At 34.3% G+C, this 26,232-nt stretch carries 26 protein-coding genes; 6 read left to right on the top strand and 20 right to left on the bottom strand.

Going from position 1 to position 26,232, the window contains the following annotated elements:
* From tnpA to JOC73_RS14145, 4 genes are all read right to left on the bottom strand, one after another.
* Nucleotides 1-161 (bottom strand): IS200/IS605 family transposase (tnpA, locus tag JOC73_RS14160; RefSeq protein ID WP_204404388.1); only part of this gene is annotated, 161 nt, incomplete at its 3' end.
* Nucleotides 162-299: 138 nt separating this feature from the next.
* Nucleotides 300-1,211 carry a L,D-transpeptidase family protein gene (locus tag JOC73_RS14155; protein WP_243427995.1) on the bottom strand — a complete coding sequence of 304 codons (912 nt, stop codon included), beginning with the start codon at nt 1,209-1,211 and terminating at the stop codon, nt 300-302.
* 198 nt (nt 1,212-1,409) lie between these two features.
* Complete coding sequence (locus JOC73_RS14150) at nt 1,410-1,610, bottom strand: cold-shock protein (protein ID WP_204404378.1); 201 nt, start codon at nt 1,608-1,610, stop codon at nt 1,410-1,412.
* Nucleotides 1,611-1,934: 324 nt separating this feature from the next.
* Entirely contained in the window at nt 1,935-2,129 is a 195-nt protein-coding gene (locus JOC73_RS14145) for a hypothetical protein (protein WP_330613217.1), read from the bottom strand.
* A gap of 184 nt (nt 2,130-2,313) precedes the next feature.
* Between JOC73_RS14145 and JOC73_RS14140 the strand changes: the two genes are divergently transcribed.
* Entirely contained in the window at nt 2,314-3,138 is an 825-nt protein-coding gene (locus JOC73_RS14140) for a potassium channel family protein (protein WP_204404376.1), read from the top strand.
* Between the two features lie 182 nt (nt 3,139-3,320).
* On the opposite strand, the gene grxC is transcribed toward JOC73_RS14140, so the two are convergent.
* The gene (gene grxC / locus JOC73_RS14135) at nt 3,321-3,575 is read right to left on the bottom strand and encodes a glutaredoxin 3 (protein WP_204404374.1); all 255 of its coding nucleotides are present in this window, start codon (nt 3,573-3,575) and stop codon (nt 3,321-3,323) included.
* A 158-nt stretch (nt 3,576-3,733) separates the two neighbouring features.
* A complete protein-coding gene (locus JOC73_RS14130) occupies nt 3,734-5,071 on the bottom strand; it encodes a helix-turn-helix domain-containing protein (RefSeq protein ID WP_204404372.1) in 1,338 nt (445 codons plus the stop codon).
* Between the two features lie 271 nt (nt 5,072-5,342).
* Here JOC73_RS14130 and JOC73_RS14125 point away from each other — a divergent pair, with 271 nt between their 5' ends.
* Nucleotides 5,343-6,128, top strand: a complete 786-nt coding sequence (locus JOC73_RS14125; protein ID WP_204404370.1) for an ABC transporter ATP-binding protein — start codon at nt 5,343-5,345, stop codon at nt 6,126-6,128.
* Nucleotides 6,118-6,942 carry an ABC transporter permease gene (locus JOC73_RS14120; protein WP_204404368.1) on the top strand — a complete coding sequence of 275 codons (825 nt, stop codon included), beginning with the start codon at nt 6,118-6,120 and terminating at the stop codon, nt 6,940-6,942. Before JOC73_RS14125 ends, JOC73_RS14120 begins: the two co-directional genes overlap by 11 nt.
* 129 nt (nt 6,943-7,071) lie before the next feature.
* Here JOC73_RS14120 and JOC73_RS14115 read toward each other — a convergent pair whose 3' ends face one another.
* A complete protein-coding gene (locus JOC73_RS14115; RefSeq protein ID WP_204404366.1) occupies nt 7,072-7,641 on the bottom strand; it encodes a DUF7010 family protein in 570 nt (189 codons plus the stop codon).
* 333 nt (nt 7,642-7,974) lie between these two features.
* Between JOC73_RS14115 and JOC73_RS14110 the strand changes: the two genes are divergently transcribed.
* Nucleotides 7,975-8,298, top strand: a complete 324-nt coding sequence (locus JOC73_RS14110) for a hypothetical protein (RefSeq protein ID WP_204404364.1) — start codon at nt 7,975-7,977, stop codon at nt 8,296-8,298.
* A 312-nt stretch (nt 8,299-8,610) separates the two neighbouring features.
* Here JOC73_RS14110 and JOC73_RS14105 read toward each other — a convergent pair whose 3' ends face one another.
* The 10 genes from JOC73_RS14105 to JOC73_RS14065 form a co-directional block, all read right to left on the bottom strand.
* Nucleotides 8,611-9,066, bottom strand: coding sequence for a hypothetical protein (locus tag JOC73_RS14105; RefSeq protein ID WP_204404362.1), 456 nt, complete (start codon nt 9,064-9,066; stop codon nt 8,611-8,613).
* 77 nt (nt 9,067-9,143) lie between these two features.
* A complete protein-coding gene (locus JOC73_RS14100; protein ID WP_204404360.1) occupies nt 9,144-9,536 on the bottom strand; it encodes a YtxH domain-containing protein in 393 nt (130 codons plus the stop codon).
* 191 nt (nt 9,537-9,727) lie between these two features.
* On the bottom strand, nt 9,728-11,659 hold the full coding sequence (locus tag JOC73_RS14095; RefSeq protein WP_204404358.1) for a type I glutamate--ammonia ligase: 1,932 nt from the start codon (nt 11,657-11,659) through the stop codon (nt 9,728-9,730).
* A gap of 432 nt (nt 11,660-12,091) precedes the next feature.
* Nucleotides 12,092-12,361, bottom strand: a complete 270-nt coding sequence (locus JOC73_RS14090) for an HPr family phosphocarrier protein (protein ID WP_204404356.1) — start codon at nt 12,359-12,361, stop codon at nt 12,092-12,094.
* A 75-nt stretch (nt 12,362-12,436) separates the two neighbouring features.
* Nucleotides 12,437-13,654, bottom strand: coding sequence for a SpoIIE family protein phosphatase (locus JOC73_RS14085; protein WP_204404354.1), 1,218 nt, complete (start codon nt 13,652-13,654; stop codon nt 12,437-12,439).
* 306 nt (nt 13,655-13,960) lie between these two features.
* Entirely contained in the window at nt 13,961-14,140 is a 180-nt protein-coding gene (locus JOC73_RS14080; protein WP_204404352.1) for a hypothetical protein, read from the bottom strand.
* A 35-nt stretch (nt 14,141-14,175) separates the two neighbouring features.
* Complete coding sequence (locus tag JOC73_RS14075; RefSeq protein ID WP_204404350.1) at nt 14,176-15,504, bottom strand: helix-turn-helix domain-containing protein; 1,329 nt, start codon at nt 15,502-15,504, stop codon at nt 14,176-14,178.
* 366 nt (nt 15,505-15,870) lie between these two features.
* Entirely contained in the window at nt 15,871-17,832 is a 1,962-nt protein-coding gene (locus JOC73_RS14070) for a sensor histidine kinase (protein WP_204404348.1), read from the bottom strand.
* Between the two features lie 146 nt (nt 17,833-17,978).
* Nucleotides 17,979-18,113: a hypothetical protein gene (locus JOC73_RS15345; RefSeq protein WP_279381071.1), complete on the bottom strand. Its 135-nt coding sequence runs from the start codon at nt 18,111-18,113 to the stop codon at nt 17,979-17,981.
* A gap of 218 nt (nt 18,114-18,331) precedes the next feature.
* Nucleotides 18,332-19,174 (bottom strand): L,D-transpeptidase family protein, encoded by an 843-nt coding sequence (locus JOC73_RS14065; protein ID WP_204404346.1) that lies wholly within the window; start codon nt 19,172-19,174, stop codon nt 18,332-18,334.
* Between the two features lie 377 nt (nt 19,175-19,551).
* Here JOC73_RS14065 and JOC73_RS14060 point away from each other — a divergent pair, with 377 nt between their 5' ends.
* Nucleotides 19,552-20,019 carry a GNAT family N-acetyltransferase gene (locus JOC73_RS14060; RefSeq protein WP_204404344.1) on the top strand — a complete coding sequence of 156 codons (468 nt, stop codon included), beginning with the start codon at nt 19,552-19,554 and terminating at the stop codon, nt 20,017-20,019.
* A gap of 86 nt (nt 20,020-20,105) precedes the next feature.
* Nucleotides 20,106-21,146, top strand: a complete 1,041-nt coding sequence (locus JOC73_RS14055; protein WP_204404342.1) for an FAD:protein FMN transferase — start codon at nt 20,106-20,108, stop codon at nt 21,144-21,146.
* 114 nt (nt 21,147-21,260) lie between these two features.
* Here JOC73_RS14055 and JOC73_RS14050 read toward each other — a convergent pair whose 3' ends face one another.
* From JOC73_RS14050 to JOC73_RS14040, 3 genes are all read right to left on the bottom strand, one after another.
* Nucleotides 21,261-21,989, bottom strand: coding sequence for an HAD family hydrolase (locus JOC73_RS14050; protein WP_204404382.1), 729 nt, complete (start codon nt 21,987-21,989; stop codon nt 21,261-21,263).
* A gap of 359 nt (nt 21,990-22,348) precedes the next feature.
* The gene (gene cphA, locus JOC73_RS14045; RefSeq protein WP_204404340.1) at nt 22,349-25,015 is read right to left on the bottom strand and encodes a cyanophycin synthetase; all 2,667 of its coding nucleotides are present in this window, start codon (nt 25,013-25,015) and stop codon (nt 22,349-22,351) included.
* A 37-nt stretch (nt 25,016-25,052) separates the two neighbouring features.
* On the bottom strand, nt 25,053-25,940 hold the full coding sequence (locus tag JOC73_RS14040) for a cyanophycinase (RefSeq protein WP_330613215.1): 888 nt from the start codon (nt 25,938-25,940) through the stop codon (nt 25,053-25,055).
* Between the last annotated feature and the right edge of the window lie 292 nt (nt 25,941-26,232).

Genomic DNA, 26,232 nt, shown 5'->3' with positions numbered 1-26,232 from the left:
ATTTCAATTATATCGACCTTAATGTTTGAACAAGTTTGAACAATCAACTCCTTTAATCTTGCTTCAACAGCTCCATGAAGGACTTTTCGTCGATATTTTGGACACCATACCACATGATATTTACATGAAAAAACTATATTATTGTTAGATTTATATTCCATACTTGTATTATATATCTATACCTTGTATAATACAAGTGCTTTTCTTAAAGAAAAATTAAAAGAGGGCTTATATCCCCATAGTTAAAAACTAGGGGCTTTACGCCCAATTGTGGTAAATAGTTTAGGTGGTTTATTTTTTTATCTTTTTATGTAGCTTGTTTGATCAATTCCCCATTCTTTTAGCTGTTCATCTGTTCCAATCCAGACAATGGTTTTCATAGATACCAAATTATATAGTTCCTCTACATCTGAATTTATCATTCTAATACATCCCATCGATGCATTAGTTCCAATAGACTCGGGACTATTATTTCCATGTATTCCATAACTACTTCCACCATCAATCGAAAGCCCCATCCATCGATATCCTAATGGGTTTTTGGGGGACCCCCCTGCCACTGGCTGAGCAATACCCGCACCACCCCACATGGGATTGATTACTTTGCTTACAATACTGAATTTTCCTTCAGGTGTTAAGTTGGAAAGCTTCCCTTGGGCTATTGGATATTTTTTTATTACTTGACTCCCCCTATAGAGGGTGAGAATCCGTTTAGTTTTATTTACGACAATCCATTTTTCTTCAGTGGGAGCTTCATTAATTGTATCTCTATGCTTAAAATCATCATCCTTTAAGCGCTTAAGTAGTGTCTCATTTGATTTAGAACCAAAAAGACCGTCTACAATAAGATTATGGTCACTCTGGAATCTAATAAGAGCATTTCTGTTGTTTATTTCCTCCGCTGAATCATCATCTTGCTTATAGTATCCTAATTCTTTGAGAATCGAAGTATACTCATCTACTTCCTCACCAAACTCTTCAGTATTTGTTACTTGCAAAGCCTCTAGTCTCTGTCGTATTTCTCTAATTTGATTCAGTTTTTCTAACTTTTTTAGTTCATGTAATTCCCTAAATTGTTGAATTTCTAGTTGTTTTAATGCTTCCATCTCTGTTTGAAATGACGGCACTTCAATTTCTCCCAATCCATTTCCTCCGTAGACAGGAGTCAGCATCAACAAAAAAACCAAAACAGTTGAAACAAAATTCTTCATATCATCAACCTTCCTTTAGTGGAAATAAAAAAAGAAAACCACCCCTATATAGTTTATTAAGGTAGTTTGAAATATTTCCTAATCTTTTAGAAAATTGATGAAAAAGTATAAAAGACATAAAAAATCTCCCTCTACAAGGGAGATTTTATAATCGAAATTCAATAATTAACTTCTATGTTAACCTTTATTAATTTGCGATTATAACTTAGACACGTTGGCAGCTTGAAAACCTCTTGGGCCATCAACAACTTCAAACTGAACTTGTTGTCCTTCATCTAGTGTTTTGTAACCATCTGTCTGAATAGCTGAGAAATGTACGAATACATCATCTTCGCCTTCTACAGAGATAAAACCGAAGCCTTTTTCACCATTAAACCATTTTACTGTACCTGTTTTCATTCTGATTTCCTCCTAAAAAAAATAAATGTTTGTTTTTTACCACTCTAAATTACCATGTCTGGACATATCTGTCAATATAGTTTGAAAATATTCTCAATTTTAATTTTATCATATTTTAACCATATCATTTTTAATACTACTCCAGACTTATATTTTTAAAGTACCCAAATTAAAATTAATTATACTTCTGTCATGGCACGAAAGAGACCAGCGGCTATGGTGTAACGGTAATACGTCAAAATGCTGGTCTTTTGAAGTGCTGTAAAAGATAAAGTGTTTTCAACAGCTAAAAAGAGTAAGGGAGATCCCTTACTCTATTAAATCTCATCTATGATGGTCTTCATCTACCAAGTCTATGGTTCCTAGTAAGACATGGGCCAATCCAAATCCAATTATTCCTGCTGCAACCATTGGCATTATATGGTCATGAGATTCACGTTTTGCTGCCATCCCCTTCAATACAACGCCTGTAGCTGTAACGCCAGTTCCTAATAGGGTTGGTATCATACCTTCTCTCACTAAAATTCCTCCTTAGCATAGAAGTTTTTTTAGATGTAGATTTAGTAATATCATTTGCAATAATTAAAAATTTATACTAGACTTATGGCTTTTTTATGTTATCGCTGTAGCTTCATCTTTTAGGTATGTATATTCGGAACATAGAGATACTATTATTAAGTTGCGATAAGGAAGGAAGGGAAGCATGGATAAATTTAAAAGAATTCTTCCTTTAATGGTAATTTATATTTTCATCGTTTGTGTAAATATTGTTTTTTTTGCTTATTTATATGATTTTAATCACTCCATAGTAGATCCTAACTCCCTCAATAAGGATGTGAATGGATACCAAAGGGTCTCCACAAGAGATGTATTATATTTTAGCGGTATTACTTACCTAACCATTGGATACGGCGACTTTAAAACGGTCAACGGCATCGGACAATTCCTAGCAGTTTTGCAAGGTTTTTCGGGGGTTTTAATTAACTCTGTATTTACAGGTTTATTCCTGTACTATTTAGTTAAACGGCCAAAAAACATCCTATTATCTAATAACCTATACATTAGATATAAGGAGGAACAGCATAAATTTTGCTTGTCCATCCGTATTGGAAACAAAGGTCGTCCCTTAGTAAATGTTAATCGCATTCTAGAACTCTTCATCTATAATGATGAGGTTCGAACAAGAGAGTTACAGTTATCCCAAGAATATCATTACCTAGAAAATTATATCTATTGGGAAATTGATTTGCATAAAGAGGAAAACCAAAACCTTCTGAAATACCTTAAATCAGCAGTCCGAAATGAACGAAGCATTCTGATTAGAATCTCCACCCTCGGAACAGACGCAGACGCTGGAGAATTAGTCTTCACAAGTTCTAATTATCATAACAATGAAATTGTTTTTATTAAAGCCTATCATGATTTATTTAAGTGGAGAAAACAACGAAAAAGTCTAATCAATTGGAGGAACTTTGATCTAGTTGAAGCCTTGGATAAGGATAAAATAGAAGTATTCTTAAATCTTTAAATGTATGATTGATTTGTTGGATATATTGTTCTCCTCTAATATATCTTCGATATTAAAAGTCATCTGCTTTATCTTAGTTTATACAATAAAAACCAACAACCATTGCATAAATAAATAGGCAATGGTTGTTGGTTTTTCATTTTTTTAATGACAAGCTTTTTTATCTCCACAGAGGTTGTCTACTAGATTCCAAGTTTTTTATTCAATTCTTCATTTTTATCCAATAGGTGCATATCATCACACCCACCAATGAATTCATCTTCAATAAATATCTGGGGTACTGAATCCCAGCCTGTCTTTTTCATTACCTTTTGGAATGTTTCCTCATCATGGGTAACATCGATATTAGTGAATTTAACTCCTTTTTTCTCTAAAAGGGCTATAGCCTTATGGCAAAATGGACAAAAGTCTTTGGTATACAAGGTCACTTCTTTCATAAAAATCCCCCTCTCAATCATTTAATACTTATTACTATGATTCGCTAATAGTATTATACCCCTAATCATTTCATTTACCCACTTTCTTGTCACTAATTTTAACCCACTACACCTCAGAATCTACTATAGTACTGTGGCAGACATAGATTAGTAAAATACTACATCCCTACACTGGCAAAATAATTTTTTCGTCTCATTTGTATAGAAAACTCATTCACCCTTTCTACCTCTCCTAATTTATTATATATTTCAATGTAATAGCCATATAGGTCCTGTAATTTTGATTTTACTTCGTTTTCATTGATACTCTTTTCTGCTTCTTTTGCATGAATAAGGGCATTAAAATAATCTTTCTTTTCAAGATACAATTCTACAAAGGCAAATCTTAGATCTATTGCAAAATGTTTTTTAGATACCATTTCAGCCAATTTTAATCCGTTTTCCAACAGATTAATAACCTTATCTTGTTCTCCTAAAAGGCTATAACAGGTAGCTTGATGTAAATAAAGGGCTGGTGTGTAGTTTAAATCTACAAATTCCTTTATATCAAAAGCCTTTTGTATGCATTGTAGGGCATTCTCTATTTTCCCTTTGTCTCTAAATAGAAGGGCGTAATTTTTATATAACAAAAATTGCGTTTTAAAATCAAGTTGTTTTTCCTCTTTTAACTTTTCAAATATTTTAATTGCCTTCTCATAGTTTTTTAATTCCCGATAAGTTACCGCTTCTATCAATAGTACTTGGTTATAAAATACTTTATGCAGTTGTTCCTCCCATTTTATGTCCTTAAAAATAGTAATATGACTAAGGATTAAATCATACCTTTTCATTTTTTTATAACATAATATTTGATTGTAAAGTGAATAAGCCAAAACTTGATTTTTGTTTGCAGTATTATTAGCGATGGCTATATCACTAGCCTTTACGAAATGGACTATGGCTGAGTCCATCATCTTCTGCATTTGATATGTTGTACCTATTGAAATATACATGCTTGCAATTTGACCATAATCTCTGGACTTAATCGACTGATCCAGAACATCAAGATAGTCCTTTAGGGCCTCTTTATATTGATAATTATTATAATAAAAATTTCCTCTAAGTATCTGTAACTCAATTTTTTCTCCTTCTAGTTTCCAGGCATCCACTAACTCAATAACCTTGTCAAAAGTATTACGTATCAGTTCTTCCTCAACTCGACTCGACTTAATGGCTTTATCAAGGTGCTCAATATTCTTACGAACTTCTTTTTTAACTTGATCCAATTCAGACTCCATAAGGTATTCAGGTGTAACTTCTTCTCCTACTTCCTTGTAGTATTTATTCAGACCTTCTGCGATAACCTTAGCTGCCTGGAGGGTTAGGCTCCTTTTTCCCTGTTCAATCATACTGATTAGGCTCTTAGAAACTGCTTCATTGCTGAGATTCTCTTGCTTCAACCCAATATCTGTACGTAACTGCTTAATTTTCTCACCCGAGGATAGTATCTTCTTCATTCATTGACCCCTTTCGAACCAAACTATGTGTTGGCCATAAGTTAACAATACTCATTTTTATCAATTTTAAAATTGTGAATTTTCAGTTTATTTTGTTATTATTATATATAATACACAACTTTGCGACATTTTTCAACAAATTTATTTATAAATTAAATAAGGTAATCCAGTCAATCACTTATAGATAAAACTCACATATTTTTCTTCACCATCATAGTATATACCATATAGTTTGCTATTCACTACTTATACATAGGAAAGGAGGTTTTCTATGAAGGAACATAAGTTTGTTGACGTTAATGAAATTTCTATGATTTATCATACGATTTCAGGAGAAACCAAGGCCCTAGATCAGCTTTCATTTGATGTAAAAAAGGGTGAAATCGTATCTATTGTTGGTCCTAGTGGTTGTGGTAAATCTACTATCCTATCCATTATTGCTGGACTACTAAAGCCTACTTCTGGCGAGGTCTTTATAGATAACAAAGAGGTGGATGGTACCAATAAAAAGGTGGGTTACATGTTTCAGAGTGACCATCTATTCCCATGGCGAAATATTATGGCAAATGTTTTAATTGGTTTAGAAATTCAAAAAAAGCTAAGCGAAGAAAGTATTGCTAGAGTATCTAAGCTTCTAGATACCTATGGTCTTGGAGATTTTAAAGCCCATTACCCCCACCAACTATCAGGAGGAATGCGTCAAAGGGTTGCTCTTATTAGAACTCTTGCTACAGAACCAGATTTATTGCTGCTGGATGAACCCTTCTCTGCATTAGATTACCAGAGCCGTTTGGCAGTAAGTGATGACATTGCAAAAATTATCAAAAGCGAAGAAAAGACAGCTATCATGGTAACCCATGACATAGCAGAAGCTATTAGTATGTCCGACAGAGTTATTCTTCTATCTAAACGTCCTGCGACTACTAAATGTATATATGATATCCAGCTAACCTGTGAAGGAGCTGATGAGTTCTCTCCAATAAAGTGTCGGGAAGCTCCTGAATTTAGGCATTACTTCAATAAAATTTGGAAGGAGTTGGATGTCTATGTTAAGTAAAAATAAGGAAGTGGAGCATTCAAACTTCTCCCCAAGTCACTTAGAATTTTTAAAGTCTGTCCGTCAGTATAAATTAAAAATCACCCTATCTCAAATCGGTATTTTAGTAGGGTTTTTATTACTTTGGGAAATTGCTGCTAGACTGGCTTGGATCGACACCTTCTTTACCAGTAAGCCCTCCTCTATACTGTTGTTAATTCAAGACTTATCCAGGGATGGCTCTATATTTAAGCATACTGGTATTTCTGTTTTTGAAGCGATTGTTGGTTTTGTCATTGGCACTATTCTAGGCACCTCTATAGCTATCCTCCTATGGTGGTCAGAATTTTTTGCTAAGGTATTTGACCCTTATCTAGTAGTACTAAACGCACTGCCAAAAATTGCACTAGGTCCAATTATTATAATATGGGCTGGCGCCGGCATGAGGGGGATCATCGTAACTGCCCTCACGATTTCTTTAGTGGTAACTATCCTATCTACCTATAATGGTTTTAAAGAGGTGGATTCTGAAAAAGTAAAAATGCTTCAAACATTTGGTGCTACCAAACTACAAATTCTCCAAAAGGTTGTCTTCCCTGCAAGCATTCCTAATATGATTAATACTATGAAAATTAACATAGGTATGTCTTGGATTGGGGTAATCGTTGGCGAATTCTTGGTATCAAAGGCAGGATTAGGCTATTTAATTGTCTACGGAGGTCAGGTATTCCGTCTCGATATTGTTATGGCTGGAGTGATTATTCTAGCCCTTGCTACAGCTATCATGTATCAGTTGATTAGTAAGCTGGAGAGTCGCTTTGTGAAGTGGAGATAAAAGCTATAAATACCGTAATAAAAGCACCATATCCCTTATAGATATGGTGCTTTTATTTTAGATCTTTCGCCGACATTCTCTTATGTTTCCTCTAAAGCATTATAATCATTTGTACCCGCTCACTTTCTTTTATACATTCTCCAGCGTTGTCTTCATTGAAGCAAGTTTTTTATTTTCAATGGCCAACCATAATGAGAAAATAATTTCAAGACCCAACATAACACAGGGAATAACATAAATTTGGTCTTGTTTTAAATTAAATCCTACTATTAGTATCCCCAATGGAATAATCACAGACATCACCGTGTAAGCCTTTGATTTGTAGAGCCACCCAAAGGGCATCAGATGGGCACCAAAAATAATCGCTAAAATCATCACCATGTTTTCTGGAGCTGCATTGTAAGCCCACATAGCAATTAATACATATAGCATTTGATTCATGGAAAATAAAAAGCCAAGATTATGGAGAGGGTTATTCTTTGCTGAAAACTCGGCTTTGATTATTTTTGATATAACAAATGCTAATGGCATCATAGGCGTTGTCAACATAAAAGTCAGTAAATTTTGAGTTACGATATTATCTATTGGTAACCGCCAAACCACCAATATTCCTGTCCATATGATAATAGATGCTAATATAAAAGCAATTCCACTTTTGTTTCTTTTTGCTATGTCTATCCTTAATTCTTCGACTGACATTTTATCTCCTCCCTTTACCCGCCCCAATCTCATTAACTTAGGGTACTCTTTGCTAAATTCCTATCTCACCCCAGTTGATGTATAACTAAAGCATATTTAAGTATATTTAATGATTTCCTCACTTATTTAAAGTATTTCTAGTAATCCATCATAATTCCTGCTACATTTGTGATTTTTACCAACTGTCCTTTCCGCCTTTACTCCATAATGCTAGTCATTTATTATTATTTCTTAACAAAGTTATATAAAAAATTATATTGCCGCTAATTACAATTTTTGTTATAATCAAGTTGTAGTTAATAATTTAACAAAATATTAAAGGGAGGTTACCTTATGAATTATATGGAATGCATTTATAAAGATCTAGAAAAATGCGTTACAACATCAAAAATTCATAAATTTTTAGTGTTTGTAGAGGGGGATATCAAAGAAATCTATGAAGGTCATTATTTAGTCGCCTGTATTAATATGAAGAAAAAAACCTTCTATACAAAATACAAACTCATGGGGGAAGTCCTTCTATTTAGCAGGTATCTGAAGGGATTAGGCTATTGTCCTGTGGAACATACTGAAGAATTGCAACAGGATGCATTCGGAAGAATAATTGGAAACTTTCCATTTAAACGTCATAAGGTTACAAACTTATTCAATATATAACCATTAACTGAATTTTAGATCAGTTATTTTTCCTCAATAAATTAAGCTCTTATATGGATTAAATTTTTTTGATGTAATTTGATATTTTTTTAACAAAACATTTGTCAATCATTAGAATAAAGTCTTCCTTCGGAAGATTTAATTGATGACTTATGTTGAAAATCATTTACGAAAAAGTTCTATTTATATTAATTTAATGTAGAACTTTCTTATTCGTTATAAAAAAACCAGTATCTCAACGTTAACAAAACGTCTGAGCTACTGGTTTTTAATCGTAAGTTATTAAAAGTATTTTATGTTACTCACCGTCTTTTACTTACGAAATATGCCTTTCTTCTTTTCCTTTACGAAAATTCCCTTTAAAATAGTCAATAAGTTTAGTATATCGCCTATAGGTAATAAAATGTCATCTGTCAAAGTTTGCGCAGTGGCCGCAGCATACTCTACAGTTTCTTCAATATTTCTTACGGTACCTTTGAGGTGTTTTATTTCTTCGTTTACCCCTACTGTAATTTCTTCTATATTTTTTATGGCTCCACCAACATGTACCATTTCATTGTTTAAGCTATTAGAAAGGATTTCAACATTATTGATTACCTTAGGAAGTGATTCGATAGATTGATTTATATTTCCATCGTTTTTTACCAATATAGACTTAGCTTGTTTTAGTATATCATTGACTTTTAAAAGCACCACCAATAAAGCGCCTAGTACACCAATCCCCACTAGAACCAAAACAACCTGTAGATGTTCCATTGTAATTGTCATCTAGCCCTTACCCCCTTATATCTTTAATGATTATCTTTAGTGATTATTTTTAGCATTACATTTTGAGTAGCAATATTCTAAGCCTCTTCCTTTTCTAATTCTTCATCTAACAAATCCTCTTCCTCAACAAAGATATTATGGGAATTATTTTTATCCTTTACTACCACAATTCCATCCTTTAAAAAACCTTTTTTGCTCTCTACAATATTAGAAAGCTTACTTTTACCCTCTTGGAAATTTGTCTCTAGAACATCCTTAGCCTTATCTAATTCTCCCTTTGCCTTCATTCTAGTGTTTTCTCCTTTATCAGGGGCAAAGAAAACTCCTGCAATACCACCTAGCAAGGTTCCCACCGCTAGTCCCTTTGCTAAGCCTCGACTTCTCTCTTTACGTTTTTGTCTTTTAGCTGTCTCTGGATCTAAAAGACTCTTTATATAATCCACCCTCTGCTTGATATCTTTTCTGTTCATTAAATTTCCCCCTTACTTTAGACAATAGTATTTATGGTAATTATACCCTATGTTACTCTAACAAAACAACCTATTCCCATATAAATTTAGAATATCTTCAAATAAATTCAAATGAAGAAAAGCAAAAAAGCACCCTACCATATTTTGAATACGATAGGGTACTTTTCTTTGTAACGTAGTAAATCTATATTCTATATTTCCTCCATCAAATTCCTCTTGTATACACTATACAAACCCTTCAATTCAGAAATTTTCTCAGTCATTTCAATCTGCAACTGAGATGCTAGTTCATATTCCTCGTTTTCCAGTGCTTCTCTTAATCTAGTAAAGAGGGATTTTCTTTCCAGACTATCCTTCATCATAAAGATCCTAAGATTGTTAATCTTTTCCCAATTCACCACATCTAGGTCAGTAGCATGATCACCAACATGGGCTTTTTTACAATTTCTCACGATATCCATGTTGTTTTGAATAATTCTGCCTTGTAACTCCGTAACCCAATGATCTAAAGTTGCTATTTCATAGGAATTTAATAACTGAGCATCAAAGGTATCACCTTTAAAAAGAATTTCTTTTTTGTCGGAGTTAGTAAATCCTCGAAGATTTTCCCATACTGTCGCTGGAGGTTTTCCAAACAATCTATCTCTTTCCTCGTCAGTATAGTCTTCGAATACATCTTCTTCACTTCTATAAGCCCGATTTTTCTCTAAATAATGCTTATCTTCTCCAGCAGCTTTAGTAATTTCTAACTCCAATGTTTTACTGGTTAGCTTATTTTCTATAGCATATTTTATTCCATCCATCATTGCTAAATAGCAGGCACTAACTAAAAGGTACGTGTTAGAGGTTGGATTTGGCGCCCTTAGCTCATATCGTGTTGCCATTGTATTATAGATATCTCTTACTAAGCCAATTAGCACAGTTCGATTTCGAGATGGAGATTCAACATTGTGCCCCACAGATCCAACGATACAAACAGGTGCTTCAAATCCTGGCTTCAATCGATTAAAAGCATCATTGGTTGAGGTTACAAAAGGATTAATGACTTCGTAATTCTTCAATATACCCATTAAAGCTCCCCAACCAATAGAATTTACATAGTCTACCTTCATATCTTTAGGGGAGAATAGATTAATGTATTTACCATTCTTTAGTTTCAAACTAGCCCCCATATGGGTATGCTTACCACTACCAGCTACCCCTTCTATTGGCTTTGCCATGAAAGTAACCTCAAGACCATATCTCTCAAAAGTTTCCTCTACAAACTCTCTAATAAACAAGTCATTATCACAACATTGTAGTGCTTCACTATATTTCCAGTCTATTTCAAGCTGTTCCATTACATGATTTAACTTTCCTGTCCCAGCAATTGTAGCACGAACTCCACCAACTTCCTTATGCCCCATTTCTGGTTCTACTCCATACTTCTCCAGCAACATCATTGTTTCTTCTAGAGCAGATCTGACGGAACCCTTAGTCCGTTTCCAGTATTGTTCCTTCAACATTTGGGAAGTCGATAGTTTTTCTTCATCAGCAGAGTCTTCTGGTGTTTTTACCCAAAACTCCAATTCTGTAGCAGTTGTTAGATTCACGCCTTCAATATCATCTATTGAAGCTACACCCAACTCCTCCAGGGCATGGGGGTAATTTTTAAGCAACCCAAATATTTCCTGATTAAAATAATCTACAGTCCGTTTTAGAATTGCCCTAGAGTCCACCAATTTTCTATTATGTTCTAGAAAGGCAGGTATTTTTAACGTTCCGATAGGCAATCCAGTATCCTCATCTAATAACTCATAATTGTAATCAACAAACCAATTTACCTCTAGGTCAGGAATAATATCAACCTTAGCATTATTTAAGGTTGCTATTTCATGAAGCATAACACTAGAACCGTCGGTCTGTACCCCTGTCTTTAGAAAACCTTCAATATCTTCAAGAAACAATGAAATAGGAATTTTCTCGTCTGTATTATTTCCTCCTAGGTCAACCCCAACTAAAGAAACAAATTTAATAGTGGGATGACTCTCAAGAATGTTTTTTAGAGTCTCCTGTTGGTGAGTCCAGGGTGGTAAAGAGTATATCATGGGTTGCGTTAATAATTCTTCGAGCTTCTTTGTCATATATATCCCTCCTACTATACGGATATGTAATTATTCGAACATTTTTTTAAAAAAAATATATATAGTTCGTATATACACCGTATGTTTTAATACTAACACTGGTTTTTTATAAATGATTATACAGCACTTATTAAGGAAAGTAAATAGTAAAAATGTAAAATAATTTATATTTATTAATCGACACATATTCACTATAACTATTGAAAGGACAAGAGTCTATCTTTTTTGCTATGAAAACGTTTCGATTCAACATTGTTTTATTTATGCATCAATATAAAACAATTCGTAACTCTACATTTTATGCTTTCAACCTACATAATGTTCGTATTCATTGAAGCTAATACCACTTTTTAACATAGGTTTTACATAATAAAAAACAGTTCCCGTCAATAACCAAGGAACTGTTTTTATTCTTACGCATAGTTTTAATCTTTATTCATACTCCAATAGAGAATGTTCAATCAAGTGCACAATCGCCTGTATTGCCTTGTCTTCGTCTACCCCGTCTATCTTTAGGAGAATTGCATCTCCTTTTTTAGCTCCCATGCTTATAACATTCATAATACTTTTGCAATTGTATTCATTTCCGTTCTTTACCATAAATATTTCAGACTTAAACTTTGTAGCTTCCTTTACAAGAAAACTAGCTGGTCTAGCATGTAAACCTATTTCATTTCTTATTACCACTACCTGTTCCAGCATCTCCCAACTCCTCCCTCTTATTTCGTAATAATCTCTTTATTCTTTTCTTTTTATGAATTAGGGTCTTAACTTTCTTTATACAAATTTAATCCATTTCATCTCAAATATTGATAGATCATCCTTTAATTTAGGTTGATTTCTAGAGAGTCTTTTTATATTTAGTGTAAAATGATGGTTTTCATTTTGAACTTCTTTTCTAAAGTAATTCATCAAACCATCATACTCCATTTTTTGCCCCTCTTCGTTTTCAATCTCCATCAGTCCATCAGTATAAATTATAATTGTATTCCCCGAATCTAAGCATACGGTCTTTTCTTCATAGTCCACAGCAAACTCAAACCCAATGGGAGTTCCATAGCCATCTAATTCTTTAATTTCGCCATCACTTGTTATTAATAATGGAGCTGGGTGGGCAGCCCTCACATATTTTAATACTCCCGTCTTTACATTTAACACCATATAAAATATCGTAAAATAATGTTTGTACTTAGAATAAGGAAAACGTTTGTTCAAATAGTGAATCACTTCAATAGGAGATACAATTTCGTAGTATGGATAATTGTTAATTTTACGTTTCAAGGGAGAACCTCTTTCTATGTCAAGTATTAGTGACTCCGATAAGGCCACAGCCAACATGGAAGAAGCTATACCATGCCCCATCACGTCAATCATATACATACCCATATGGTCGTCGTCCAGCATAAAAGCATCGAAAATATCCCCCCCCACCTTTCCTGAAGGCTGAAAATGCCACAAGAAAGAACAATTAGGTATGTTACCTAAGGTTTTTGGAATCAATGCTTCTTGTATTTTTGCTGCCATGGATAAATTCCTATCTAGTTCTGATTTTTGATTTTCAATCATGGACAAGCTTTCCTCTAAAGCTTTTTTAGACGAAATTAGGTTATTTCTTAATTTTACTGTTTTAAACTGATTCTTAATTTTTAGAATTATTTCACTTTCATGGAAAGGGGGCCTAATATAATCTTCAATCCCTAGATTTATAAAATCAAGTTTTTGCTTGTCTGTACAATCATGCATCTGAATAATCATTGGTATATTCTTAGTGTCGGAATGATTTTTTATGACTTTACAGGCTTTTAAGGAATCGGTTTCCTGTTGAAAGCTATTCATAATAATAACATTGGCCTTGCTTTCTAGGACCGTCTCCACAATATATTCCTTTATTATGGCCTTCTCCACAACTTCATAACCATGACGCCTCAATAAGCTTTTTAAAAGGCAACTAGTACTGGTCTGCGGCTTTAATATCAGTATTTTATTTGGTATCATGAATTTTCTCCTATCTATCTACATCGAAATAATAAAATATATACCATAATGCTTATCACGACATCAAATTCATCTGTCTCCTTAAGTAGTCCCCTATTAAATGATTTTATTGTAGTATATCATTACTAAGGTTACTTCTTCTAGTATAATATACGTCAATAATACTTATATTCTGCACTTAAGGATTGAATTCCTACCGATATCTTAGAAAATCTATGCTTTTTTGATATTTAAGTAAAAAAACCCACCTCCAGTACTTTACTAGAAGCGGGTTTTTATTATCCTCTTTATTTAATTATAAAACATTTATGGAATATATGGTATTACAGTCGATACCCCTATAGGCTTTGGATCATGGTTAGTAGTGCCGTTTTCAATGGCAATAGTATCCCTAACTACATCCCCAACAGCAAGAATCCCCCCAATACTACCCACCAATAAAGTAAAAATCATTAGAGTAACTAAAGCATGTTTAGATTTTTTCATCGTTTTTCTCCTCCTTATTTTTTATACTGACTCTACTACTGTACAGCTAAATAATCTCTTCTCATTTTAATTGCGTATGCAACGCTTTTTTCTTTTTCGTCTAATCCTAAATAAACCTCGATGTAAAAACCGTAAAGATCATTCTTTTTAAGCTTAATGTCGTTATCTATAATGATTTTTTCAACTTCTTGTAGATGTTGCAATGCACTACCATAGTCCTTAACTGTTATATAGGCTTGGGCTAAAGTAAATTGGAAATCAATACTCATCTCATTTTCGGATATACCCTCCGCCAACTGGAGTCCATCCTTCAGTATATCTAATGCCTCATTAAATTTACCTAACATTATCAAGCACTTCGCCTTAGTTATAAATATCCATGGTATGTAGTCAGTTCTAACACCATCCTTAATAAGAAAAGCCATCTTGACAAATTCTAAAGCTTTATCGATCTTGCCTTGTTCCATGTGAAGAATTGTAAGGTTATCATAAACTAAAAAAGAGGTATTCTTATCTAAGCCTTCTACTTTTTTTAGTAGCTTATCATATAGCCTTTCTGCCTTCTCATAATTCTTTAAGTCACGATAAGTGTTGGCCTCTACAAGCATTAGTTGGTTTTGATAGCTATGGAAAATAGAATCATTCCAATCTACTTCTTTGAACATATTTATATATTGCAGGGCCATATCATATCTATGAATTTTACGATAACAAATTACTAGATTAAAAATCGCCTCTAATTTCAACTTAGCTTTATTAGTAATATTATGCTCAATAACAGTATTATAGAACCTTGTATAATAGGTTAGGGCTTGCTCCATCATCATATTCATATAATAGCTGGCACCCATCAAATTATAAGTGAAGGCCACTTGATTGTAGTCCCGTGCTTCTAAGAAATACTCCAATACATGAGAGGCTTCCTCCAATGCCTTATTGTATTGATAGGTATGATAATAGAACTTACCTCTCAATAATTGAATCTCCATCAGTTCCTGCTTCATGTCCCACTTTTTAACGAGATCCATTGCTTTTTCAAAGGATAGTGTTACTAGCTTAGCATTAACATCACCAGAATCCATTAAATTTTGAATTAAATTAATTTCTTCCTTAACCTCTTTCTTAGCACAATCCATCTCAGTTTCCATTAGAAACTCGGCAGTGATATTTTTGCCCATGATTTCGTAGTATTTATTTAGACATTCTGCAATAATAATGGCAGTACTCCAAGTTAAACCTCTTTTATTCTTTTCGATCATGCTAATTAAGCTTTTTGAAACTTTTCCATTTGTAATTTCCTGTTGCTTTAGTCCCAATTCCTGCCTTAATTTTTTAATTTTTTCCCCTGGACTTATTAGCTCCATTTCACCCCTCCCTTCCTGCTGAACTTACGAAAAAATTCTGATATTTCAGACTTTTTATTTTGTGAATTCGCCATATTGAAATATTATTGATTTTATTCTAATTATTTACTATTTTACAGGACAATTTACATTATTACAATACATAAGTAAAAAATTCAGAAATTTTTTTTCTTATATTCTAAACATTTTAATTAGATTTAATTGGTGAACTCGATTTAGACTCCATAATTGTAGAAATTTAGGTTAAACTTTACCTCAAAAACAAAGTCTTCCTTCTGAAGATTTAATGATCATGTGGGTTTCCTATTCGTTATAAAAAAGTACCTTAATCGAATAATTGGCACTTTTTTCTGCTTATATAGCACTTTAGTTTAGATCCGGATCCTTTGGAAGTTGCAAAATAAATTCACTACCTACTCCCACTTGACTGACTACATTAATTTGTCCCTTCAGAATTTCCACGAGTTTTTTAACCAGTGACAATCCTATTCCTGTGCCAATATTACCTCTACTCAAATAATCATCTACAACATAAAAACGATCAAATATTTTATTTATCTTTTCAGCAGGAATACCTATTCCATTATCTTTTACTTTTATGATTAAGTTTCTATTATCTTCTGCTAGAATCAACTGTATTAGTCCATTATTACCTGTAAATTTAATAGCATTACTTACAAGATTAACTAAAACCCTTTCATATTTTTCACAATCCAACTTAACTATCTCTGTTTTGCATTCATTAACTAACTCTAACTTAATTGATTTTTTTAATGCAGATGGCTGAAGGGATTCCAATAGTACTTCTGTAAATCCTCCCACCTGTACAGGACTATAATTTATGTTCATAAATCCAGCTTCCGCCTTTGTAATATCTAGGAAGTTATTTACCAAAACCAATAACCTATCAGTATTTTTCTCAATTCTACTAAGCATTTTCTGTGTACTGCCATTAAACTCACTTCCATATGCATCACTAATGAGCATTTGAATAGCTGAATGTACTACAGCAATAGGAGATCTTAATTCATGGGAAATAACAGTAAAGTACTCTTCCTTCATCTTAGCTAAAGCTTCCGTCTCTTTTTTGGCTTTAACTTGTTCGGTTACCTCAATTCCCACTGCAGTAATGTATATTACTTTTCCATCTTCATCCGTGATAGGGGATTGAACAATTTGATAGCATCGTTCCTCATTATTAAAGTCTTTATATTCAAGTACTTGACGCACTTTGTCTTTATCTTTTATCAGCATCCTATCTGCGTCTAACATAAAAGCTTTGGCATAATGATTGGGGACAGCCTCTTCAAATGACTTTCCAATTAATTCTTCCTTTTGAATTTCTTTTCCTAATAAATCTCCTATGAACTTGCAATACTGGTCATTTACTAGCTCATATCTATATTGAGGATAACTTATAGTAGCCACTGGGGTTCCTAATCCATCAAGAATACTTTGTATAAAATGTTTCTGCTGATTAACACGTTGCTGATGTCTTTGAATCTCTGATACATCACTAAACGTCATAACCCCATATTCTACTTTACCCTCGGAATCAAATATCGGGACACCGCTGAAGGAAATATATTTCATCACCCCATCAATTTGAATCCTATATATTCTATTTTTTAGAGTTTCACCTTCTAACACTTTGAAAACCGGAAGCTCCTTGGGTTTCATAGGAGTCCCATCTGTGTCCATTACTTTAGCATAATCAAAAGTCATACCAACCTTGAAATCCGTTTTCTGGGTTAAATGAGTCTTATAACGGAAAATATCATCACAGGCTGGATTCAGTAGCATATAATTCCTCTCAGAATCTACGATGGCGACCCCTTCTGAAATCGTATTAATAATATTTATTAGCTCATCAGCTTTTTTTTGATATTTATTATTGAGTTCTTTTAAGTTGATATAATCTGTAACATCCTTCAGTATCCCAATTGCAAAATTCCTGCCTTCACTATCTTGAAAGAGCATGGCATCCATATAGTAGTATTCCTTTTTTCCATTTTTCCAGTGGATGCACATCTCTGTATTATTGGAACTTCCAGCTTGAAAGACACTATAGACAGGGTCCTTGTCAACCAAAACTCTTTCACCTTTAAAATCAGTTATGTATAACTCATCATATAGTTCATCTAAGTTTGTTGCATTGCATTTTTGGAGAAATTGTTTAGCTGGTTGATTAACTTTGACAAATTTCTTGTCTTGATCAACAGTAAAAATCATATTACTAACATTATCAAATATAAAGTTAACTAAAGTAGATTGTTCATCTAACACACTATCATCAATAATTTGTAGCCTTGAGGAATAATTGTCCATAACCGTTTCACCTTTCACAAAAATTTATACTTATTATATTCCATTCGACTTATTAAATTCCTCTTATTTTAGAGTAAGTTTTCACTTAGCTACGTTTTTTGTCGTTTCGGGTTGTTTGTTGCATAAAAATAGGTGACTCCTGCCACCTAGTATGTTTTCCATGAATCCTTTTTCTTTTGTCTATTCTCCATCAAAACCCTATAGGCTCTTTCTATTTCTTCTGCCTCTCTACTGGTCTTTAATTGATTATTTGCTTTTTCTTTCTTTTTTTCCTGTCCCATTTAATACTCTCCCTTCATCATCTTATCATCTATATCATTTGAATTAAAAACATATTTTTATTCATTGATATGAATAAAAATTCAATAATATTAATTTTACTATTATGCTTTTTTATTGTCAATACCTACGAATAGTATAATTCATAACTTTTTCTGGTATTATGCATACTAAAGACCTCCAGCTATGGACTAACTAGAGGTCTATTACAGACTACCCTCTATGGTTCTCTACTATCAGATAATTGATCCACTGCCAATTGTATTTTGTCATAGGTATCTGCTCCGACTATACCGTCAGCTGCTAGATTGAAGTCCCTTTGAAAAGCAATCACTGCTTCCCTAAGGTCTTCTCCAAATACCCCATTTATTTCTCCATCGTAGTAGCCTAGTTCAGTTAAATTCGCCTTAACTTCAAAGATATCTGAACCTGGTTCTACTCCTACACTTAGAATTCTTCCCACAGGTCCATTGCCTATGATTTTTACTGGTGTTCCTAATGGTACAATGTCATACAGAGCCTCTACATCCTCATTAAACATCCGTATACACCCATTACTGGCTGCTGTGCCAATGGAAGTAGGCGTATCAGTCCCATGAATCCCATAACCGCCCCAAGGTACGTTCAAACGCATCCATCGAGTCCCAAAGGGCCCACCGGGATTTAAGGTTTTCTGTATAATCTTCCAGTCCCCTTTAGGTGTTGGCGTTGCAGGTTTTCCCACAGCTACTGGATATGATGTAATTACTTCAGAAAATTTTTTTAATACAAGTATCTTCTTTGATAAATCAATTTCTATTGAGTATCCCTCTGGGGGTAGAGGATAATATTCATCAGGACTTAAGCCTATTGAATTCCATGTATCAGGCCCCATAATCCCATCAGGACTCAAACCAAAATCAGCTTGATACGTTCTAACTGCTTCAAAAACTTCCTCATCATATATACTGTCTATTGGTCCATTATAATAACCTAATTCCGTTAATCTTTCCTGTACATGCTTTACGTCAGGTCCCTCCATATAGGGATCTAATAATCTTAAATATCTACTGGCTAAAATCATATCGTACCCCTCCTTACTATATTTTACGTAGATCCCATTAAAAGGTTCCTATCCTAAATCTTCTACATTAATTTTTCTAGAAACATATATGTTTCTTCTTCTAGTTATCCTATTAATATAGTGTTTAATTCAATCTTTTAATTTTAAGGGGAGGAAAAAAACAGCTCATTGGGCAATTTAAAAGTATATACAACTTCTTTAATCACTCTTTCTCACATTAACATTTTTTTAAGAAACTTCATTCTAGATAGCGTCCTCTAAGCCTTATAGTTGTTTAAAATTTACATAGTATAATGTTGGATTGAATGGTTTACATTTTTTTGTGATATATTATAATCAATATATAATAAAAAACTAATGCTTCTGGAGGGAATACTATGCAAGCGCGATTAGCTAATCCTAACGATCGGGATTATTTTATAAAAGATTATTTAAAGCGATATGGCCAAGACAAAGAACTAGCAGAAAAACATGCCACTGTTTGTACAGAAATAGATCGCTCTATTGTCCTACATAAAGAAGATGAAATAATTGGTAGTGTGACATGGTCCATCAGAGAAGGCATTGAGGCTGGACTTGTGGTGATTTTTCAAATGTCTATTGCAAAAAAAGAACACAGGGGCAAAGGTTATGGAAGTCAATTAGTGAAAAAATGTCTAGAGGATATAGAAAACTTCTATATTGCAAAGAATTTTCATTTAAGACGAATCTTTATTACCATCAACGAAACAAATCTCCCTGGTAGAAATATTTACAAAAAGCATGGTTTTTATATTCTAACAGACCTTAAAGACCATCGCGTAGTTGGAGAAAAAGAGTTTGTCTATGCTAAGGATTATTTTTAAATCCCTTACTCCTCCGCCAAAGGATCTGCACTTGTAACATCCAATATAATGTTTAAATACTAGTTTTAAGTGAGGAGTGCTATTTTATGAAAAAATACCTAACAGCCCTATTGGGGTTATTCAGCATATCTATATTAATAACAAATATGCTAGGCTGCCAAAGCCAGTCTCTTGTAGCAGTTGAAAATGATGCCTTTGTTCTAGGCACCTTCGGCCAAATTCGTGTGTATGCTCCTTCTGAAGAGGAGGGTCTTAAGGCAATAGCAGTTGCTTTTAAAAGAATAACTGAGCTTGAAAACGCAATGGGTCCTTCCCTAGTCGGCAGTGATGTTTACAATATAAATGCAAATGCTGGTAAGACATCTGTTCAAGTTAGTGATGATACCCTTAAAGTTATCAAAGAAGGTATTAAATATGAAGGTTTAACCAGTGGTGCTTTTAACATTACTCTTGGTTCCTTAATTGAACTATGGGGCATTGGCAAGGAGTGGCAGAAAGTACCTTCTCCAGCAGATATTCAAGATTCAAAAGAGCATATTGAAATTATCAATCTTCAAATTGATGGTAATAAAATAATGATTAAAGACCCTGAAATGCTTATGGATCTCGGTGGAATTGCTAAGGGATATTCTGTCGATGAGGCTGTCAAAGTATTAAAAGCTAATGGCATTAAGAGTGGTTTTGTCAATTTAGGTGGCGACGTTTATGCTTTTGGTCAAAAGCCTGATGAAAGCAAATGGGCCATCGGAATCCAAAAGCCTCTAGTTAATTCTAATGGGGTAGTGGCAAAAGTATTATTAGAAAATCAATCTATTGTATCTTCAGGAAATTACGAACGTTATTTTGTTGATAAAGGTATTCGCTACCATCATATTATTGATCCAGCTACTGGATATCCATCGGACAGTGGCGTCGTCAGTGTAACAATCATATCTGATTCTGCAATTGATGGAGATGCTCTATCTACTGCAGTATTCATTCTGGGGCATGAGAAGGGTATGGAATTAGTTGAGGAGCTGGAGGGTGTTGATGCCGTAGTCATTACTAAAGACAATACTGTATATATCTCATCAGGTGCTAATGACATGGTGGAGATATTGGATAAGACCTACCAACCGGCTGACTAATAACCTTAAATACCTTCAAAAGGACAATAATAAAATAACTGGAAGCCTTCTAACCCTTCATAGGTTATATGCCTCCAGCATTTTCTTCAATAAGGAATTAATTTTGAATTCAAATTAATTAATCACTTCTACATTTGCTGTCAACTTGTAAATAACATCTTTTCTTTCGATAATGATGGTGGCTATTTTAGCTAATTCTTCATCCCTCTTAATATTAAACAACAGTTCGCTGGCGGGATTAATGGCTACAGGATTCCCTACTTGTTTCAGCATAGCAAAGTCCCCTTGAGTATCCCCATACGCATAACTCTCCTTTAAATCTATATCATATTTTTCTACCAAGTCTTTGATAGATTTATGCTTATTCTCTGAATCCCACATAGGAGATATTTCCCCCGTAAAATTACCCTCATCATCTACAATATAAGTTGTTGCCCTATAATCGGTGGCCCCATATTTTTCAGCCATTTTAGATACTAAGTAGTCGGGACTTCCAGAAATGAAGAATACTTTATGGCCCATCTTTTTATGCCATTCAATTCGATCTCTGGTATATCGATAAACCCGATCACCCTTTAGTTCAATAATTTGCGTATTAATAAACTCCATTTCTTGTTTGTTTAATCCCTTCATAGATTTAAGATAAATCTCTGCCACTTCCAATAGATAATCCTCAAAATTTCCCCGTCTCTTATCCCAATCTTGATATACATCCTTTACGATATTGTGCCAGATTGCTGGGTCAATAATTTCATACTTCAGCAGTTTTTTAAAATGCTCCAGCATTAAGGAGTTTCTGTATAGGGTTCCATCTAGATCTATAAAAACGCCTAAGTGCTTCATCACTTTCCCTCCCCCTATTTTAGATATAAATACCTATTATATTATTTCTACACTTATTTTAAGTAATTAATCAACCCATCATATCAAATCATCTATATGTAAGCTAACCCCCTATAAGAACTATTTCATCTTTTGCATTTAATACTTTCTTTTAAATAATAGTTTCTACTATCTTATTAATGAAATATGTATTTTGTGACGCCTATTTATAATTTAAATAGTTTTTAAAGTTTGTTGTATTGTTATGCAGGGTTTTGTTGAAGGAACAAGAAAGACCAGCGGTCGTCGCGTACAACTAATACGCAAGAATGCTGGTCTATTACAGTGAAGCAGAAGATGAGGTCTTTTCAACAGGCTAACTATGCCTTACCTACACCTACAGCCCTAGCCACTGGCAGCTCTATCGGTTCAAATCCTTTTTTGCAGTTTTCCTGGAAATCCTTAATTAGTTCCACCAAAGGAGCATACTCTTCATAGAATACAATGATTGTATCACCTTCTTGGGCATTTTCCATGGCTAGTCTAAGGGCATCTACTTCCCAGAGTTTTATAATCATTTTATCTTCAGTCAAACCTGCCATCTGACATCCTTTTTTCATGAGTTTTGCTACTTCTTCTGGCATTCTTCCACGGAGGTCTTGGTCTTCTTTAATGTATACATAGTCAAAGTACTTTCCGGCAATTTCTCCCACCTTTAAAATACTAATATCACTACGATCCCCCGGAACACCAATGACACCCACCAGTCGTCCAATACTCATTTCCTTGAGACCTTCCAATACTTTTGTATATCCATCTATATTGTGCCCATAATCTATAATTACCCTATATTGAGCAAAGTCAAATACATTAAACCTACCTGGGTTTGTTTCGATATCTGTTTTAAATTTCTCTAGTGCACTTTTAATAACTGATACCTCAACCCCTATTCCAAAGGCACCAGCCACAGCTGCCATACTGTTTTCCACATTATGCATTAGGGCTCCATTAAAGGTGGCTGGTATTTTTTTAATATCCATCACCTTAAACTCCTTTGCACCATCATAAATGTATATATGGTTGCTCTTTAAGTATACTGCTTTGCCTCCAGCTTTTATATGTTGTTGTATTGTCTCATTCATGAAGTCATTTGCAAAGTAAATGGTGCTACACATTATCCGTTCTGCTATTCGAGGAGTGTAGGGATCATCGGCATTTAATACTGCATAACCATCATCTTTGATAGCCTCTACGACTAAAGCCTTTACGTCTGCCATATCTTCGAGGGTGTTTATTCCATCTACACCTAGATGATCGTCTCCTATATTAGTCACGATGCCTATATCCGCTAGGTCATATCCTAATCCCCTATTAACGATACCCCCTCTAGCAGTTTCTAATACCGCCGCCTCAACACGATTGTCCAACAAAACCGTTTGGGCACTCTTTGGTCCTGTTGTATCTCCCGGCATAATAAGTTCATCCTGAACATATACTCCCCCAGTACTGGTCATCCCCACCACTAGGTCCTTTTCCTGTAGTATTTTACTTAACATTCTACTGGTGGTGGTTTTACCATTGGTGCCTGTAACCGATATAATTGGTATTGTATATTCAGAACCCTCTGGAAAAAGCAAGTTCACAATCTCTTTAGCGACATTTCGGCTCTTTCCCACTGATGGATAATGGTGCATCCTTATTCCTGGGCAAGCATTTATTTCTATGATCGCTCCAGGATTTGCATCACTGATGGGAAACGATAAGTCCTTGATGGTTAAATCCAATCCTGCTACATCTAACCCAATTATTCTTGCTGCATTGATGGCCAATCGGGCATTATCAGGATGCAAATCATCTGTTACATCGATTGCGATTCCACCAGTACTTAAGTTGGCGTTTTCCCTTAAGTATACAACTTCATCCTTCTTAGGTACATAATCAATATTAATACTTTGTTTTTCTAAGATTAATCTTGTAACATCATCTATTTTTAGCTTTGTAAGGGGTTTCTCATGTCCATCTCCCCTCAAAGGATTTTGATTCTCCAGACTAATTAATTCCTTGATTGTATTACCGCCATTTCCAATAACATGGGCTGCTAATCGTTCCGCCACAGCAACAACCTTTTCTCCTACAACAGCTATCCTGTAGTGCTTTCCTTCAATATATCTCTCAACGATGACCTTTTCGCTATAACCCTTTGCAATCTTAAAGGCTTTGTCTACTTCTTCCGATGTCCTTAAATCTAAAGATACTCCCTTTCCTTGATTGCCATTATGGGGCTTTATCACAACAGGATAACCAACCCATTCAGCAGCCTGGATTGCCTCCTCCCTTTCCATTACTACCCTACCCTCTGGCACTGGGATGTTAAAATTACTTAAAATTTTCTTTGTTAGTTCTTTATCACAAGCTATATCGACAGCTATACAACTTGTGCGATCTGTGATGGTAGCCTCTATTTTTCTAGCATGTTTTCCATATCCCAACTGAACTAAACTACAATCATCCAATCGACTGACAGGAATATTTTTCTTTCTTGCCTCTTCTACAATAGCAGCAGTACTGGGGCCTAGTTTGCTGGCTTTTATTTGTGATTGAATTAACTGCAGACGATGCTGTAGATTCAATTCAGTGCCTTCTATAATACTCATAAGCAAATCGAAGGCTAACTTACCAGATTCATATCCCGCTACTTCATCTATAAAGGAATAGACTACACAATAGACAGTCTCATTTTCTAGATATCTTGCCTTTCCAAACTTTAGGTCATATCCTAATAAATACTGTATTTCTAGGGCAACGTGTTCTAAAATATGGGCAAGGTATGTTCCCCGCTCTAACCTTTCACAAAACCCACCTTCATATCCTAAACTACATTTATGTCTTTGTAGGCCCGGTAATAGAAATAATAATTTTTCATTAAATCCGTTAATATCGCAGGAAGGTATACCTACGTATTCTTCTAAGTCTATATCAACCCTAACAACAGGCCAATGACTGTAGATATTCCTACCAGAATATACCCGAATATTCTTTAAATTCATCAAAGATCCTCCTCAATTTTCTACAAATATATTTGTCTTAATGTTTGGATTTCTTTTCTTGAATGATAGCCTTACGATCCCTCAATTTAAATCCATAGCCACTTGGTAAAGTATGGACCTTTACATTGGTGATCACTAAAGGTTCATCGGGATATTGCTCTGATATATTTGTATATTCAATTTCTTTTCCATCTACTATGGTAACAACCCCAGAACCTATAACCTCGATTTCATCGATATCATTAACAATAATCGCCGTATCTTCATCTATTCCCATCCCTAGTGGCTGTGGATTCTGTGCAACTGCTCCTAATAGTCTCCCAATCCTCCCCCTCTGATTGAAATGTTGATCAATAATTACTCCCTTTAAAAAACCCATACCCGAAGCTAAACTAATGGCACTCTTCTTTGGAGCCCCTTCTTCTTCCCCTGAAACCACCATTACTTCACTCATCATCGATGCTCCAGCACTGGTTCCTGCTATAATCACACCCTGGTTTACAGCTTCATGGATAAATTTATGAAAATTTGTTCCCCCTAGAATACTTGAAATCCGCAATTGATCTCCACCGACAAAAAATATACAGGTGATGCCCTCTAGGCTACGTATGATTTGTTTTCTATTGGCTTCCTGCCGATTCATTATGTTTATTGTATCGACCTTTTCAACTCCCAAATCATAAAAGATTTGTTTATACTCTTCTCCAACTTCCAAGGGATAGTTTGTAGCCGTGGTAATGACGGCTATTTCTGCATTCTTGCCTCCTGAACGTTTAACAACTTCCTTCAAGATTTCCTTATCCGCTTTTTTATCTTCTCCCCCACCAATTATGATTAGCCTAGTTTCATTTTCATTATTCATAACTAGCTCCTTCCAAAATAATACTATCTTTAGATTATTACCTTTAACCATTTCAATATTCATTTTAGATATTAAATCATTTCATTTTCTTATTATCTAATTAATATTAATAAGTATTTTGGGGATAACTGTGGCATCATTAGCTATTGATATTGTCACTTCCATTGAATATTATTGACCAAATTTCTATAAATTATTGGATTCTTTGCAAAACAAAAACCACATCAATCGATACTGTTAAGGTTATTGAACGTATGTAATAATACGCAAGGATGCTAGTTCTTTGCAGTGACGCCGAAGATGATGACTTTTCAACAGACGTAGACTGCTCAAAAGTTATTAGATTCAAGGAACA

The organism is Alkaliphilus hydrothermalis (assembly GCF_016908555.1).
Lineage (GTDB): Bacteria > Bacillota > Clostridia > Peptostreptococcales > Natronincolaceae > Alkaliphilus > Alkaliphilus hydrothermalis.
The sequence above is the reverse complement of the archived record's forward strand: the minus strand, read 5'-3'. Positions and strand labels throughout refer to the sequence as shown.